Origin of the sequence: Variovorax sp. OK605, from assembly GCF_900115445.1 — a bacterium.
Classification (GTDB): domain Bacteria; phylum Pseudomonadota; class Gammaproteobacteria; order Burkholderiales; family Burkholderiaceae_C; genus Variovorax.
Window position 1 is genome coordinate 119,635 of record NZ_FOWL01000008.1, and the last position, 15,016, is coordinate 134,650.

Below are 15,016 nucleotides of genomic sequence, written 5' to 3' on the forward strand. Positions count from 1 at the left end.
TGATGATTTCTTCCGAACTCCTTCCGATCTGCATTGCCGGCGAATGGCGCCTGGGCGGCGGCGACGTCTACGAAAGCCTGTACCCCGCCACGGGCGAGCCCATCGCGCGCCTGAAGGCCGCGAGCCTCGCCGACGTGGAAGAGGCCATCACCCGCGCCGACCACGCCTTCCGCACCAGCGGCTGGGCCCAGCGCCTGCCGCACGAGCGCGCCGCCGTGCTGCACCGCGTGGCGCAGCTGATCCGCGAAGAGGGCGAGCCGCTCGCGCAGAAGCAGCGCCTGGACAACGGCAAGCCCATCACCGAAACACGCAACCTCGTGGCCAGCGCCGCGGCCACCTTCCAGTTCTTCGCCGCCGCGCTCGAAACGCTCGAGGAAACCATCACGCCGTCGCGCGGCGCGTTCGTCACGATGAGCGTGCACGAGCCCATGGGCGTGGTCGCGGCCATCACGCCGTGGAACTCGCCCATTGCCAGCGAGGCGCAGAAGCTGGCGCCCGCGCTGGCCGCGGGCAACGCGGTGGTCGTGAAGCCCGCCGAAGTCACGCCGCTGATGGCGCTGGAACTGGCCCGCATCTGCGAGCTGGCCGGCGTGCCCAAGGGCATCGTGAGCGTGCTGCCGGGCAAGGGCTCGGTCATCGGCGACGCCATCACCAAGCACCCGCTGGTCAAGCGCGTGTCGTTCACCGGCGGCACCACCACCGGCAGGCACATCGCCCACATCGCGGCCGACAAGATGATGCCGGTGTCGCTGGAGCTGGGCGGCAAGTCGCCCACCATGGTGCTGGACGACGCCGACCTCGACCATGCGGTGAACGGCGTGCTGTACGGCATCTTCAGTTCGTCGGGCGAGTCGTGCATTGCGGGCTCGCGCCTGTTCGTGGCGCGCGGCATCTACGACGAGTTCCTCACGCGGCTGGCCGAAGGCGCCAACGCACTGCGCGTGGGCGACCCGGCTTCGGAGCGCACGCAGATGGGCCCGCTCATCACGGCGAAGCACCGCGAAGGCATCGAGCGCTACGTGGACCTCGGCGTGTCCGAAGGCGGCAGGATTCGCACGGGCGGCGTGCGCCCGCACGGCGCGGGCTACGACAACGGCTATTTCTACAAGCCGACCATCATCGAAGGCCTGACCAACAGCGCGCGCATCAGCCAGGAAGAAATCTTCGGCCCGGTGCTGGTCGCGATGCCCTTCGACAACGAGGAAGAACTCATCGCGCAGGCCAACGACAGCGTCTATGCATTGGCCGCCGGTGTGTGGAGCCGCGACTTCAAGCGCGCCTGGAAGCTGGGCCGCGCGGTGCAGGCCGGCACCGTCTGGGTCAACACCTACAAGCAGTTCTCCGTGTCCACGCCGTTCGGCGGCTGGCGCGACAGCGGCCTGGGCCGCGAGAAGGGCCGCGAAGGCATCTTCCAGTACATGGAGCAGAAGAGCATGTACTGGGGCACCAACGAACAACCGCTCCCGTGGGCGAACTGAAGAGGAGCGCACCATGAGCGTACTTGGCATCGACCAGATCACCTACGGCGCGGACGACCTGCCCGCCTGCCGCCAGTTCTTCGAGGACTGGGGCCTCGCACTGAAGTCGCAGGCCGCCGACGAACTCGTCTTCGAATGCCTCAACGGCTGCAAGGTGGTCGTTGCGGCGTTGGACAAGCCGGGCCTGCCGCCCGCGATGGAAGAGGGCCCGACGCTGCGCGAAGTGGTGTGGGGCGTGGAAAGCGAGGCCGACCTCGAACGCTACGCCGCGGCCATCGCGCAAGACCCGGCCTTCTTCGACGCCACCGTCGACGGCGCGCGCCGCATCGGCTGCACCGACCCCAACGGCCTGGCCGTGCGCCTGCAGGTGAGCCGCAAGCACGCGGTGCAGGTCGACTGCGGCGCCATGAACACCTGGAACGCCAAGCCGCGCGTGAACCAGGCCGCGCCCATCTACGAGCGCGCCACGCCCATCGAGGTGGGCCACGTGGTGTTCTTCGTGAACGACGTGAAGACCACCAGCGCGTTCTACGCGCAGCGCTTCGGCTTCGTCGCGTCCGACAGCTACCCGAACCGCGGCGCCTTCATGCGCTGCGCGGACGAGGGCGGCCACCACGACCTGTTCCTGCTGCAGATTCCTTCGGGCAAGCGCGGGCTCAACCACGTGGCCTTCACCGTGCGCGACATCCACGAGGTGTTCGGCGGCGGGCTGCACTTCTCGCGCCGCGGCTGGGAAACCCAGCTGGGCCCGGGCCGCCACCCGGTGTCGTCCGCGTACTTCTGGTACTTCAAGAACCCGGCCGGCGGCCTCATCGAGTACTACGCCGACGAAGACCAGCTCACCGCCGACTGGCAGCCGCGCGAATTCGAGCCCGGCCCCACGGTGTTCGCCGAATGGGCCGTCGACGGCGGCCTCGACGGCCACACGCGCCGCCAGAAGAACGCCGAAGGCCCGAAAGGTGCTTTCCTGACCGAGAAGAAATGAAGTTCACGACGACCACCACCATGCAAAGACGTTTCTCCTTTTCCGTTCTGTTCGCCGCCCTCGCGGCCTTCACCCTGGCCGCGCCGGTGCACGCGCAGCAGAGCGATGCGCAGAAGCAGCTCGCCAGCGAGCGCTTCACCATCATCTCGCCGTTCCCGCCCGGCGGCCCGGTCGACACGCTGGCCCGCGTGCTGTCCGAAGGCCTGACCAAGCGCTACGGCCAGGCGGCCGTGGTCGACAACCAGGTGGGCGCGGCCGGCAACATCGGCATGGACAAGGTCAAGCGCGCCAAGGGCGACGGCCACACGCTGCTGGTGATTCCGGCGGGCAACGTCACCATCAACCCGACGCTGATGCCCAACTTCCCTTTCGACATGGCGAAGGACTTCGTGCCCATCACCATGCTGGCCAAGGCACCCAACGTGCTGGTGGCCTCGCCGGCCTCGGGCATCAAGAACGCCAAGGAGCTGGTGGCGCAGGCCAAGGCCAAGCCCAACACGCTGTCGTACGCCTCGCCGGGCGTGGGCAGCGGCCTGCACCTGGCGGGCGAGCTGTTCAAGCAGCAGGCCGGCATCGACATGCTGCACGTGCCCTACAAGGGCACGGCGCCCGCGCTCAACGACGTGCTGGGCGGCTCGGTGCCGCTGATGTTCAGCAACCTGCCCGCGACGCTGCCGTTCCTGAAGCAAGGCAAGCTGGTGGCCATCGGCGTGACCGAAGCCAAGCGCAGCGCCGCCGCACCCGACATTCCGACGCTGGCGGAGCAGGGCATCCAGGGCGTGACCGTCACCTCGTGGTACGGCCTGATGGCGCCCAGGGGCACGCCGCCCGCGGTGGTCGAGCAACTGGCCAAGGACGCGGCCGAGATGCTCTCGCAGCCCGACGTGCGCGAGCGCCTGAAGGTGCAGGGCATGGCTGACGCGGCCATGAAGCCGGCCGAGTTCGCCGCCTACATCCGCGATGAAACGGCCGTGTGGGCCAGGATCATCAAGGCCCGCAACATCGTGGCCGAGTAAGCCGGCCCAACGCGCAAGGAAAGCCTCTCCATGAAGACAAGCGAATCCACCATCGGCATCGTGGGCGCCGGCATCGGCGGCCTGGTGGCAGCCATTGCGCTGCGCCGCGCCGGCCACGACGTGATCGTGTTCGAACAGGCGAAGCAGTTCGCCCGCGTCGGCGCCGACATCAACCTCACGCCCAACGCGGTGCGCGCTCTCGACGGCCTCGGCGTGGGCGAGGCCGCCCGCGTGACCGCGGCGCGCCCGTCGCACCGCATCAGCCGCACCTACGACACCGGCGAGGAAACCTCGCGCCTGGAAATGGCCGATTCGGCCGAGCAGCGCTACGGTGCGCCGCAGCTCACCATTCACCGCGCCGACCTGCTGGCCGCACTGGCCGAGATGTTCCCGGCGGAGCAGGTGGCGCTGGGCAAGCGCGCCGAGACCATCGCGCCCGACGACACGGGCGTGACCATCGCCTTCACCGACGGCACCAGCGCCCGCGTGGGCGCGCTCATCGGCGCCGACGGCATCCACTCGTGCGTGCGCACGGCCATGTTCGGTGCCGAGAGCCCGCGCTTCACCGGCATCGTGGCCTACCGCGCCGTGGTGCCCGCCGAGCGCGTGGCCGGCGTGCCCAACCTGGGCGCCTTCACCAAGTGGTGGGGCCCGAACCCGCAGAGCCAGATCGTCACTTTCCCGCTGAACCGCGGCAAGGACATCTTCATTTTCGCCACCACGCCGCAGGACACCTGGCACCTCGAGTCGTGGACCGCGCCGGGCAGCGTGGACGAACTGCGCGAGCAGTACGTGGCCTACCACCCCGAAGCGCGCGCCTTGCTCGACGCCTGCGACACGGTGCTGAAGACCGCGCTGTACGAGCGCGACCCGATGCCCGCCTGGGCACGAGGCCGCATGGCGCTGCTGGGCGACGCCGCGCACCCGATGCTGCCCTTCATGGCGCAGGGCGCCGGCATGGCCATCGAAGACGCGGTGGTGCTGTCGCGCCATCTCGACGGCGTGGCGCTGGCCGATGTGCCGGCCGCGCTGCAGGGCTTCGAGCGGGCACGCATCGAGCGCGCCAGCCAGGTGCAGCTCGGTTCGCGCGGCAACAACTGGCTGCGCGAAGGCGGCAACGCCGACTGGGTCTACGCCTACGACGCCTGGACCGCGCCGCTGGGCGCACCGGCCTTGGCCGCCGAAGCGGCTGCCTGATCCCTTTCACCTCACCCCACGGAGGCACACGATGCAACAAGACCGCTACCTGCAACCGCACCAGGCGCGCCAGCGCCCCGCGACCACCTACGAAGACCTGCTGGGCGATGTGATCGAGCGCGCCTTTGGCGACGGCATCCACGACCTGCCGGGCCTGGTGCAGCGCCTGAACGACAGCGGCCTGGCCACCCCCGGCGGCCAGCCGTGGACCGAGGCGCTGTACCGCAAGGAAATGGCCACGCTGGCCGGCTGAGAGGAACCCCCATGACCATCGCCATTCACCCCGCCGCGGCCGACCCGGTCGACCATCTGCTCGAGATCGGCCTGAAGGACCTCTGGTACCCCATCTGCCCCTCGCACTTCATCAAGGAGAACCCCATCTCCCTGCGCCGCCTCGGCCGCAAGCTCGCGCTGTGGCGCGACGGCGAAGGCGTGCTGCATGCGCTGGAAGACCGCTGCCCGCACCGCGGCGCACCGCTGTCGCAGGGCGTGGTGCTCGGCGACCGGCTCTCGTGCCCGTACCACGGCGTCGAAGTGCGCCACGACGGCGTGGTCACGCGCGTGCCCGGCAGCCCCGGCTGCAAGCTCGAGGGCTCGCAGGCCACGCGGCACTTTCATGTGCAGGAGCGCGCGGGCGCCGTGTTCCTCTACAACTCGAAGGAATCGGTCGACGTGCCGCCGCCGCTGGTGCTGCCCGAGCAGCTCACCGACGACGCCGAGTACGCGTCCTTCCTCTGCTACACCGAGTGGAAGGGCGACTACCGCTACGTGCTGGACAACGTGATGGACCCGATGCACGGCACCTACCTGCACAAGCAGTCGCACTCGATGGCCGAGGGCGACTCCAGCGCCAAGTTCGGCATTCGCCAGACCGACATCGGCTTCGTGTTCGAGAAGGAAGGCCAGCGCAACGTCAACTTCGACTGGACCGAGTGGGCCGACACCGGCATGCACTGGATGCGCCTGGAAATCCCGTACCCCAAGACGGGCGGCCCCGGCGGCAACTTCATCATCATCGGCGCCTTCTCGCCCATGGTGAAGGGCATGACGGCCACCTTCTTCTGGCGCGTGCGCAAGCTGCCCAAGGACTGGCAGCGCGACACCTGGCGCTTCCTGTACAGGAACCGCCTCGAGGCGCGCCACTGGCATGTGCTGGAGCAGGACCGCGTGATGCTCGAGGAGATGGAGGCCGACGCCAACCAGCACGAGAACCTGTACCAGCACGACCTGGGCATCGTTCGGCTGCGCCGCCACATGCGCAACCTGGCGGTGGCGCAGTTGGCTGAAGAGAGCAAGACGGCCGAGGCCGCCACGGCCTGAGCGGGAGCGAGCGCAGCCATGTCTTCCCCCACGCTGAACGCACTCGTGCACACCATGCGCTACGAGGCCGACGGCATCGTGAGCGTCGAGTTCCGACCGGCCACGCCGGCCGTGGACTTCCCCGCCTTCGAGGCCGGCTCCCACATCGACCTGCACCTGCCCAACGGGCTGGTGCGCAGCTACTCGCTGTGCAACCCTTCGAGCGACCGCCAGCGCTACGTGGTGGGCGTGCTCAACGACCGCAAGAGCCGCGGCGGCTCGCGCTACGTGCACCAGCAGCTGCGCGTGGGCATGACGCTGCCCATCTCGGCGCCGCGCAACAACTTCAAGCTGGAAGAGGGCGCCGCGCGCTCGGTGCTGGTGGCCGGCGGCATCGGCGTGACGCCCATCTGGTGCATGCTGCAGCGGCTGGTGGCGCTGGGCAAGCCGGTCGAAATCCTCTATTGCGCACGCACGCGCAAAGAGGCGGCGTTCTGCGAAGCCATCGACGCGCTGGCCAGGGAAAAGTCGGTGCAGCTCACCTGGCACTTCGACGAAGAGAAGGGCGCGCCGCCCGACCTGGCCGGCCTGCTCGCGGGCAAGGGCGCCGACAGCCACTACTACTGCTGCGGCCCCACGCCGATGCTCGACGCCTTCGAGAAGAGCTGCGAGCAGCTCGGCTATGCCAACGCGCACATCGAGCGCTTCGCCGCGGTGCATGTGGAGGCGCCGAGCGCCACGCAGAGCTGCGTGGTCGAGTGCGCCAAGAGCGGCAAGAGCGTCGAGGTGCCCGCGGGCAAGTCGATCCTCGACAGCCTGATCGACGCCGGTCTCAACCCCGACCACAGCTGCAAGGAAGGCGTGTGCGGCGCCTGCGAAACCTCTGTGCTCGAAGGCGAGATCGACCACCATGACGGCATCCTCACCAAGATCGAGCGTGCGTCCAACAAGACCATGATGATCTGCGTCTCGCGCTGCAAGGGCGCGCGGCTGGTGCTCGACATCTGAACCCAAGGCCTCCGGCCAGAAGAAGAACCCCCCGAGACATTCCATGAAAAAGTACTTGCTCACGCTGGTTTCGATCAGCGCGGCTGGCGGAGCGCTGGCCCAATCTTCCCTCACGCTGTTCGGCGTGGTCGACGCCGCCGTCACCTACGCCAAGGGCAGCGGCGACGGTTCGGCCCACAAGACGCAGCTCACCAACAGCGGCAACATGTTCAGCCGCCTGGGCTTTCGCGGCACCGAGGACCTGGGCGGCGGCTACTCCGCCAACTTCTGGCTCGAGATGGGCCTGCAGAACGACAACGCCGCCGGCTTTCCCTCGAACTCGAACAACCAGGCCAGCGGCAACGGCACCGCGGGCGTGCTGAGCTTCAACCGCCGCTCCACCGTGAGCCTGGCGGGCGCCTTCGGCGAAGTGCGGCTGGGCCGCGACTACGTGCCGGCCTTCTGGAACACGGCCATCTTCGACCCCTTCGGCACGGGCAGCGGCATCGGCGCCAACCAGATCTATTTCTCGGGCCTGGGCGGGCTGGTCGCGCCCACCGGCACGCGCGCCTCGAACAGCATCGGCTACCTGCTGCCGGCCAGCCTCGGCGGCTTCTACGGGCAGGTGATGTACGCCATGGGCGAGAACGACTCCAACTCGGTGCTGCCCAACACGCTGGTGCCGAACCGGCACGACGGCGACCACACCGGCGCGCGCTTCGGCTACCAGAGCGGCGGGCTCAACATCGCGCTGGCCACCGGCCGCACGCGCTATGCGAGCGGCGACCTGCGCGTGACCAACCTGGGCGCGGCCTACACCTTCGACGCATCGCTCATGAACCTCAAGCTCACGAGCGAGCTGTACAAGGAGTCGAAGGGCAGCACCGACGCCAAGGGCGCGCTCATCGGCTTCCAGCTGCCCGTCGGGCCCGGCGAGATCAAGGCCTCGTATGCGCGCTACCGGGTCGAGCCGGCCGGCGCGCTGCTCAAGCCCACGTCGTCGAAGCTGGCCATCGGCTACGTGCACAACCTCTCCAGGCGCACCGCGCTGTACGCCACCATCGCGCGCATCACCAACAGCAACGGCGCGTCGGCGAGCCTGTCGGGCGCGATCACCGCGGCGAACCACGCCTCCAGCGGCGCCGAGTTCGGCATGCGCCACGCGTTCTAGGACGCCCGGCGCCCATCACCCCACACCCGCAGGACACGCCATGCAGAGCAGCAAGAACTTTCGTTGGTACGGCGTCATCACGCTGTTCGTGATCGTCGCGATCTCCTACGTGGACCGCATCAACATCGCGGTGCTCATCACCGACAAGGCGTTCCTGGCGCACGTGGGCCTCGCGGCGGACGACCGCGTGGGCCAGGGCTTCCTGGCCACCGCCTTCATGCTGGGCTACGGCGTGTCGGCCTTCGTGCTCACGCCGTTCTGCTCGGCGCTGTTCGGCGTGCGGCGCAGCCTGGTGTACGGGCTCGTCCTGTGGGGCGTGGTGACCTGGGCCTCGCCCGTGTTCCACAGCTACGGCATGCTGCTGGCCTCGCGCATCCTGCTGGGCGTGTCCGAAGGGCCGCTGTTCTCGCTGGCCTCGGCCTACATCAAGGCGCATTTCCGCAGCGACGAGAACGGCAAGCCCAACGCCTTCGTGAACATGGGCACCGGGCTGGGCCTGGCGGTGGGCTATCCGCTGGTGGGCTACCTGCTCACGCAGTTCGCCTGGGACACCTCGTTCCACGTGCTCGGCGTCATGAACATCGCGCTGGGCATTCCGTTGGTGCTGGCCTTCGTGCGCATGCCGCCCACGCACGCCGACGGCAAGAAGCCCTCGTCGTTCGGCGAGGCGATGGCGCGCGTGGGCGGCATCGTGCGCGGCGCGCTGCACACGCGGCACCTGTTCCTCATCACGCTGCTGACCTCGGCCGCGCTGGCCTACCTCTGGGGCAGCAGCAACTGGCTGCCGACCTACCTGCGCGAGGCGCGCGGCTTCTCGCTGCGCGAGATGGGCTGGCTGGCCTCGCTGCCGCAGTACGCCACGGTGCTCGCGGTGTTCGTGGGCGGCGTGCTGATCGACAAGGTCGGGCGCGAGCGCGTGCCCTTCATCTTCATGGGCGCGAGCGTGGGCGTGGCGCTGTCGGTGCTGATGGCCATCAACGCACGCGACCCGTACGCGGCGGCGTGCTGCCTGGTGGCGGCCAACTTCTTCTGGGGCCTGCAGAGCCCGGCCATCCCGAGCACGGTGCAGTACTGCTCGCGGCCCGAGCACACGGCCAGCGCGTTCGGCGTGACCAACGGCGCGGGCAGCCTGGTGGCGGGCTTCATGCCGGCGCTGATGGGCGGCGTGATCGCGGCGGTGTCGCATGGCTCCGGCGCTGCGGGTGCTGCGGGTGCTGCGGGTGCTGCGGGTGCTGCGAGTGGTGCGGTGACTTCGGCCGCTTCCGCATCGGGGTTTTTCGCGGGCTTCGCGTTGCTCATCGGCACGCAGGTGGTGGTGTTCTTCTGCGGTCTCATGCTGTGGTTGCGCGACCGCTCGCGCGGTGCCGCCGCGGTCTCTGGTTCACAGCTTTCATAGCCATCCGAAGGGCTTGTACCTTCGTACTGCACGGGGACTGTGGCCTCCCGGTCACATTGAATGCAGCCGATTTTCATCACCTGCGTGAGCAGGTGTTTCGGCGGCAGAACCATCTTCGTAAGGCATGGCATGCGCTGCATCGCATGACGCCATTCGGGCTATGGCACGCGAACATTTTGAGAGAGAAAAGTTCCGCGATTCGTTGAGCTGACGCAATCGTTCAGCTAAAACTGGCGCACTTCAATGGACGAGGGAATGCGCGTGAAACCAACGACAAGAGCCGCAGAAATTCTTGCCATGGCCGCGATGAAACACATCGGGCCCCGCACCGTTTCCATCACTGCCCGCATGCCGCCGCGGCAACGCTGCGTGCTTCTGCGCGGGCGCTGAGCCAGCACCCCCGCTCCCCGCTCTCCGCTTCTTCGAGACCCCGCATGACGACGGGCATGGCGCCGCTCGCGCCGCGCATCCTGGGACCGCCTGAATTGCAGCGGTGACACCCGGGCGACCGTGTTGTCCTGACGAACCGATGGTTCGCCGGGAGGGCGCTGTGTTGCCTGCTTCCTGTCGGTTGTTCTTCACCCCACGCGCGCGTCACGCGCATCGACGGCTATCCGCCGGCGCATGCGGTACGGCGCATGTTCTTACCAAGAGTACCCAGAGGCGATCATGAAAAAATTCAGTGCACCCGTGGCTTTCAATCATCTTGCCATCACCGCGGTGACCCTTGCCGTGCTGACGGCTTGCGGCGGCGGTGGAGACAGCGGCGGCGGCGCGTCGCTCGGCGGCGGTGGCGTCGCGCTCGGCGCGCCGTCAGACACGGTGGCCTTCGCGCCGTCGTCGGACGTCACCAAGAAGTCGCCCGACGACGGCGTGCCCTCGGCGGCCGGCTCGGCAGTGGCCGCGGTCGACCGCTCGGCCAGGCCGATGGAGCTGCCCGACACCGTCTGGCCCAGCAACTACAAGCTGTGGTTCCGCCCCGATGCGGCGCTCAAGACCTTCACGGGCCGCGGCGACGTGGAGATCGAGGTGCTCAAGCCGGTCGACGCCATCGTGGTGGCCGCGCACAACCTGAACTTCGCCAAGGGCCGCACCACGCTGCGCAAGGTGTCGAACCCCGGCGAGGCGATCGCTCTCATTCCCACGCCGCAGACGCTGGGCGACTTCGTGCAGCTGCGGCTGAACGACGGCCAGATCGCCAAGGGCAAGTACCTGCTGCACATGGAGTGGGACGGCAAGATCCAGTTCTCCGACGCGGAGTACTGCCCGCCGGCCGAAGTGGCGCGCAACCCGTTCTGCTCGGCCGCCACCGGCATCTTCAAGGTGGGCCTGTCCACGCCCGAAGGCGTGAGCAGCGACGCCATCGTGACGCAGGGCGAAACCAACTACGCGCGGCAATGGTTCCCGGGCTGGGACGAGCCGGCGTTTCGCCACACCTTCGAGATCTCGGCCGAGGTGCCGGGCGACTGGAAGACGGTGTCCAACGGCGCGCAGACCGAGGCGGTGAAGCTGCCCGACGGCTACCAGCGCGTGGCGTTCGAGAAGACGCCGTCGATGCCGATGTACCTCACCTTCTTCGGCGGCGGCAAGTTCGACGTGCTGGCCGACACCTTCAAGAACCCGCTGGACGGCAGCGACATGCCGCTGCGCTGGTTCACGCCGCCGGGGCGCTCCGACTGGGCCAAGTTCGCGATGGAGTGGACCAAGGTGTCGATGGACTACTACTACAAGTACACCGGCATCCCGCTGCCGTTCAAGAAGTTCGACACCGTGGCGGCCAACGACAGCTACGACAACAAGCCCAACACCGGCTTCGGCGGCATGGAGAACTGGGGCTCGATCTTCGAGTTCGCCGACGCGGTGCTCACCAAGCCGGGCGACACGCCCACGCTGTACTCGGTGACGGTGGTCACGCACGAGGTGGCGCACCAGTGGTTCGGCGACCTGGTCACGCTCGACTGGTGGGACAACGTGTGGCTCAACGAGTCGTTCGCGCGCTGGTTCGAACGGCGCACCACGATCAAGTTCCACCCCGAGTACTACAGCTTCTCCGACTACGTGCTCGACAAGCACAACGTGATCGTGGCCGACCTGAAGAGCACGGCCGTGCCGGTGCAGCGCAACCTCAACGACGCGGGCGCGTTCGGCTTCATCAGCCCGTCGATCTTCGTCTACAACAAGGGCAGCCACGTGCTGGAGACCATCCAGAACTACATCGGCGAGGAGGCGATGCAGAAGGGCCTGCAGATCTACCTGAAGGACTACGCGTTCGGCAACGTCACGCCGTCGCGCCTGTGGAGCTCGCTGGAGAAGGCCAGCGGCGGCAAGAAGGTGGGCGACATCGGCGACAGCCTGATCCGCCAGACCGGCATTGCGCTGCTCACGGTGGACGCGCAATGCGCCGGCGACCGCACCTACGTGAACATCACGCAGGAGTCGTTCCCCAACCAGAACCAGTTCCCGGCCTCGACGTGGACCCTTCCGGTCACGCTGGCCTACGGCGACGCGCTGGCGCAGCGCACCACCTTCGTGATGTCGAACAACAGCACGCAGGTGGAGCTGCCGGGCTGCACCGCGGTGCTGGCCGGGCCGACCGGTCAGGACTACTACGTGACCAACTACAGCGCGCCGTCATGGAGCGCGCTGCTGGCCAACGCGACCAGCCTGGCGGGCAACAAGCCGCTGCTGCTGAACATCGAGCGCGACGCGTTCCGGCTGCTGGGCGTGGGCCGCATCACGCAGGCGCAGTACGACCAGATCAAGGGCGTGGTGAACCTGCCGGCGCCGCTGCTGGCCAAGACGCAGGTGAGCGAGCAGAAGATGGCCGCGGTGGCCACTGGCGCCGAGAAGGACGCGTACCCGCATGCGCTGCGCTTCCAGGGCAGCATGAAGCTGCGCGACAACGAGAAGCGTTGAGTCTCGAATGAGCGGGCGCGCGCCGCTGCGTCAGGGGCGGTGCGCGCCTCGTCCTCCCACGATCACCGGATTCATCACCATGAAAATTTCCATCCAATGGCTGGCGGCGGCGGCCGTTGCCGCCGCGATTGCCGCCGCGCTCGCCGGCTGCGGCGCGCGCGGCGAGCCCGAGGCCGACCTGGTCGGCGTCTACGCCGTGAAGCAGAACGGCGCGCTCAAGGAGCTCATCAAGATCGAGCGGCAGGGCGGCCGCTACGTGATGCGCGACAAGGTGCGCACCGCCGACTGGAGCGAACCCAAGATGCAGATGCAGCCCGTGACGCGCGAGCGCTGGAGCCGCATCACCACCGACAAGGAGAACACCGCGTTCGTCGGCGTGGCGAGCGAGCAGCTCGGCATCTTCAAGGTGCCGGCGGGCTGGCGCAAGAACGGCTTCCAGACCTCGACCGGCTACTTCCTGTTCTATTCGCAGGGGCCGGTGGAGGCGTACAAGCTCTGAGCTCCCGCTGGCGCTTCAGGCCGCGGGCGCCACGCCCGCGCCCTCGATGCGGTGGCGCTTCAGCGCGTCGGCCACGAAGCCGCTGGCCTTCATCTCCTCGACGAACGCCGCCAGCAGCGCCTGCGCTTCGGCGCCGCGGCTGGCCGGCGTGCCCATGGCCTGCTGGATCACCATGAAGCGCCCCGGCAGCACGCGCACGCCGGGCGCGCGCCGCGCTTCGCCCTCGAGCATCTGGCGGATGCCGGCCGCCACCTCGACCTCGCCCGAGCGCAGGGCCGCCAGCGCCGGGCCGGCGCCCTGCAGCCGGACGATCTCGGCGGCCTTGATCTCGCGCGTGAGGAACAGGTCGTAGGCGCTGCCCGAGCCGACCGAGATGCGGTGGCCCTGCGCGTCGATCTGTGCGTTGTCCGTGAGCGCCGACGACTCGGGCACCAGGTAGCTGCCCTCGATCAGCACGTAGGGCGCCGTGAACAGCAGGCCCTCGCTGCGCGCCGGGTCGATGGCGAAGAAGCCGATGTCGGCCCTCTCGTTCTTCACGGCATCGACCGAGGCGGCCGCCTTCTCGAACTGCAGCAGCTCGACGCCCACGCCGAGCCGCCGCGCGAACTCGCGGGCCAGGTCGATCGACACGCCCACGGGTTCGCCGGTGGCGGCGTCCTTGTTGGCGAGGATCGGGTTGCCGAGGTTGATCGAGGCGCGCAGCGTGCCGGAGGGGGCGAAGGCGGCGACGAGGGCAGGGGAGACGGGGGTCGAAGGCTGTGTCATGGCGTTCATTCGTCGGTGTTCGTCGTTGAAAGGCGGGGGAAGACCGGAATTGGGAGGAGGCCGGAGCCCCGGGAGGGCAGGCCGGCGCCAGTTTAAGTCGCCGGCTTGCCGTAATTCCTACCGGATGTAGGGAATCGCGCCCACCGGCCGCGCGCGCTGCCTTCGCGTAGGCTTGGATCATTCGCAGACCGTATCCGACAGACCGTATCCGATCGACCCGACCGACCCGACCACTCGCAGCCGTGCCGCTTTCCACTTTCCTCGTCGAAGACAACACCCTCATCCGCCACCACCTGATCGCCGCCATGGAGGACGAAGCCGACATTCGCCTCATCGGCACCGCCACCACCGAGGCCGAGGCCGTCGCCTGGCTCGAGGAGAACCCCGCCGCCTGGGACCTGCTGGTCGTCGACCTGTTCCTGCAGGAAGGCTCGGGCCTGGGCATCGTGAAGCGCTGCGGCAAGTCCCGCCCGGGCCAGCGCGTGGTGGTGCTGACCAACTACGCAACCGGCGAGATCGCCGACTGGGCGCGCGAACTGGGCGCCGACGCCGTGTTCGACAAGGCGGCCGACCTCGAGGCCTTCTTCGCGCTGTGCGCCGGCCTCGACGCGCAGACGCGCGAGCGCGGCGGCGAACCGCTGGCGGCGATCGAACCATGAGCGCCGTGGCCGCTCCTTCCATTGCCGACGTGCTGCGTCCGTTGCGCACCGCGACCCACGCGCTGCACGAAGCGCTCGACAGCCAATTGCCGATCGCCCGCGAGGATGCTTCGTTGGCCGACTATGCCGCGCACCTGCGCGCGCTGCGGCCGTGGCTGGAGTCGGTGCGGCAGGCGCTGGCCGGCGCTGGCGACCCGGGCCTGGACCGCGTGGCGCGCCGCACCGAGCGGCGGCTGGCCGCGCTCATGCTCGACCTGGAAGACGCCAGCGCGGCGCCGGCTGCAGCGAGCTTTGCGCCACTCGACGCCCATCGCCTGGCGGACGGCGCGCGCGACCCCGCTTTCGCCTGGGGCCTGGCCTATGTGCTCGAGGGCTCGCAGCTCGGCGGCGCGGCCATGCACAAGCGCCTGGGCCCGCGCCTGGCGCCGCATCCGATGCGCTATTTCCAGCCGGTCGATGCGCCCGAAGGCCTGGCCGCGCAATGGAAGGACTTCGTCGCCCAGCTGGCCGCGGCGCTGCGTGACCCGGCCGCGGTGGACGCGGCCCGGCGCGGCGCGGTGGCCGGCTTCGAAACCCTGATGCCGCGCTTCGGCGTGCGCGCCTGAGGCCCACCATGGCTGGCCCGATCGTTTCGCCCCATCTTCCGAT

At 68.8% G+C, this 15,016-nt stretch carries 14 protein-coding genes; 13 read left to right on the forward strand and 1 reads right to left on the reverse strand.

Going from position 1 to position 15,016, the window contains the following annotated elements:
* Positions 1-2: 2 nt before the first annotated feature.
* The 11 genes from BM013_RS21420 (at position 3) to BM013_RS21470 (ending at position 12,944) form a co-directional block, all read left to right on the forward strand.
* The gene (locus BM013_RS21420; RefSeq protein WP_093129943.1) at positions 3-1,478 is read left to right on the forward strand and encodes an aldehyde dehydrogenase; all 1,476 of its coding nucleotides are present in this window, start codon (positions 3-5) and stop codon (positions 1,476-1,478) included.
* 13 nt (positions 1,479-1,491) lie between these two features.
* Positions 1,492-2,463 carry a VOC family protein gene (locus tag BM013_RS21425; protein WP_093129670.1) on the forward strand — a complete coding sequence of 324 codons (972 nt, stop codon included), beginning with the start codon at positions 1,492-1,494 and terminating at the stop codon, positions 2,461-2,463.
* A 20-nt stretch (positions 2,464-2,483) separates the two neighbouring features.
* Positions 2,484-3,479 carry a Bug family tripartite tricarboxylate transporter substrate binding protein gene (locus BM013_RS21430; RefSeq protein WP_093129944.1) on the forward strand — a complete coding sequence of 332 codons (996 nt, stop codon included), beginning with the start codon at positions 2,484-2,486 and terminating at the stop codon, positions 3,477-3,479.
* 30 nt (positions 3,480-3,509) lie between these two features.
* On the forward strand, positions 3,510-4,676 hold the full coding sequence (locus tag BM013_RS21435) for an FAD-dependent monooxygenase (protein ID WP_093129671.1): 1,167 nt from the start codon (positions 3,510-3,512) through the stop codon (positions 4,674-4,676).
* A 31-nt stretch (positions 4,677-4,707) separates the two neighbouring features.
* Positions 4,708-4,929, forward strand: coding sequence for a recombinase-like helix-turn-helix domain-containing protein (locus BM013_RS21440; protein ID WP_093129672.1), 222 nt, complete (start codon positions 4,708-4,710; stop codon positions 4,927-4,929).
* 11 nt (positions 4,930-4,940) lie between these two features.
* On the forward strand, positions 4,941-5,996 hold the full coding sequence (locus BM013_RS21445; protein ID WP_093129673.1) for an aromatic ring-hydroxylating oxygenase subunit alpha: 1,056 nt from the start codon (positions 4,941-4,943) through the stop codon (positions 5,994-5,996).
* An 18-nt stretch (positions 5,997-6,014) separates the two neighbouring features.
* Positions 6,015-6,983, forward strand: coding sequence for a PDR/VanB family oxidoreductase (locus BM013_RS21450; protein WP_093129674.1), 969 nt, complete (start codon positions 6,015-6,017; stop codon positions 6,981-6,983).
* Positions 6,984-7,026: 43 nt separating this feature from the next.
* Positions 7,027-8,133, forward strand: a complete 1,107-nt coding sequence (locus BM013_RS21455; protein WP_093129675.1) for a porin — start codon at positions 7,027-7,029, stop codon at positions 8,131-8,133.
* Between the two features lie 40 nt (positions 8,134-8,173).
* A complete protein-coding gene (locus BM013_RS21460; protein WP_093129676.1) occupies positions 8,174-9,529 on the forward strand; it encodes an MFS transporter in 1,356 nt (451 codons plus the stop codon).
* 669 nt (positions 9,530-10,198) lie between these two features.
* Positions 10,199-12,445 (forward strand): M1 family metallopeptidase, encoded by a 2,247-nt coding sequence (locus BM013_RS21465; RefSeq protein ID WP_093129677.1) that lies wholly within the window; start codon positions 10,199-10,201, stop codon positions 12,443-12,445.
* Between the two features lie 79 nt (positions 12,446-12,524).
* The gene (locus BM013_RS21470) at positions 12,525-12,944 is read left to right on the forward strand and encodes a hypothetical protein (RefSeq protein ID WP_093129945.1); all 420 of its coding nucleotides are present in this window, start codon (positions 12,525-12,527) and stop codon (positions 12,942-12,944) included.
* Positions 12,945-12,959: 15 nt separating this feature from the next.
* Here the strand turns inward: BM013_RS21470 and BM013_RS21475 are convergent, their stop codons facing one another.
* A complete protein-coding gene (locus BM013_RS21475; protein ID WP_093129678.1) occupies positions 12,960-13,709 on the reverse strand; it encodes a transporter substrate-binding domain-containing protein in 750 nt (249 codons plus the stop codon).
* Between the two features lie 242 nt (positions 13,710-13,951).
* On the opposite strand from BM013_RS21475, the gene BM013_RS21480 reads away from it, so the two are divergent.
* Both BM013_RS21480 and BM013_RS21485 read left to right on the forward strand, forming a co-directional pair.
* Positions 13,952-14,368: a response regulator gene (locus BM013_RS21480; protein WP_093129679.1), complete on the forward strand. Its 417-nt coding sequence runs from the start codon at positions 13,952-13,954 to the stop codon at positions 14,366-14,368.
* Positions 14,365-14,973 (forward strand): biliverdin-producing heme oxygenase, encoded by a 609-nt coding sequence (locus tag BM013_RS21485; protein ID WP_093129680.1) that lies wholly within the window; start codon positions 14,365-14,367, stop codon positions 14,971-14,973. Before BM013_RS21480 ends, BM013_RS21485 begins: the two co-directional genes overlap by 4 nt.
* Positions 14,974-15,016 lie beyond the last annotated feature (43 nt).

Bases quoted from the DNA above. Each gene is read 5' to 3' on its own strand.
- BM013_RS21420 (WP_093129943.1), top strand. From the start codon at position 3: ATGATTTCTTCCGAACTCCTTCCGATCTGCATTGCCGGCGAATGGCGC.
- BM013_RS21425 (WP_093129670.1), top strand. From the start codon at position 1,492: ATGAGCGTACTTGGCATCGACCAGATCACCTACGGCGCGGACGACCTG.
- BM013_RS21430 (WP_093129944.1), top strand. From the start codon at position 2,484: ATGCAAAGACGTTTCTCCTTTTCCGTTCTGTTCGCCGCCCTCGCGGCC.
- BM013_RS21435 (WP_093129671.1), top strand. From the start codon at position 3,510: ATGAAGACAAGCGAATCCACCATCGGCATCGTGGGCGCCGGCATCGGC.
- BM013_RS21440 (WP_093129672.1), top strand. From the start codon at position 4,708: ATGCAACAAGACCGCTACCTGCAACCGCACCAGGCGCGCCAGCGCCCC.
- BM013_RS21445 (WP_093129673.1), top strand. From the start codon at position 4,941: ATGACCATCGCCATTCACCCCGCCGCGGCCGACCCGGTCGACCATCTG.
- BM013_RS21450 (WP_093129674.1), top strand. From the start codon at position 6,015: ATGTCTTCCCCCACGCTGAACGCACTCGTGCACACCATGCGCTACGAG.
- BM013_RS21455 (WP_093129675.1), top strand. From the start codon at position 7,027: ATGAAAAAGTACTTGCTCACGCTGGTTTCGATCAGCGCGGCTGGCGGA.
- BM013_RS21460 (WP_093129676.1), top strand. From the start codon at position 8,174: ATGCAGAGCAGCAAGAACTTTCGTTGGTACGGCGTCATCACGCTGTTC.
- BM013_RS21465 (WP_093129677.1), top strand. From the start codon at position 10,199: ATGAAAAAATTCAGTGCACCCGTGGCTTTCAATCATCTTGCCATCACC.
- BM013_RS21470 (WP_093129945.1), top strand. From the start codon at position 12,525: ATGAAAATTTCCATCCAATGGCTGGCGGCGGCGGCCGTTGCCGCCGCG.
- BM013_RS21475 (WP_093129678.1), bottom strand. From the start codon at position 13,709: ATGACACAGCCTTCGACCCCCGTCTCCCCTGCCCTCGTCGCCGCCTTC.
- BM013_RS21485 (WP_093129680.1), top strand. From the start codon at position 14,365: ATGAGCGCCGTGGCCGCTCCTTCCATTGCCGACGTGCTGCGTCCGTTG.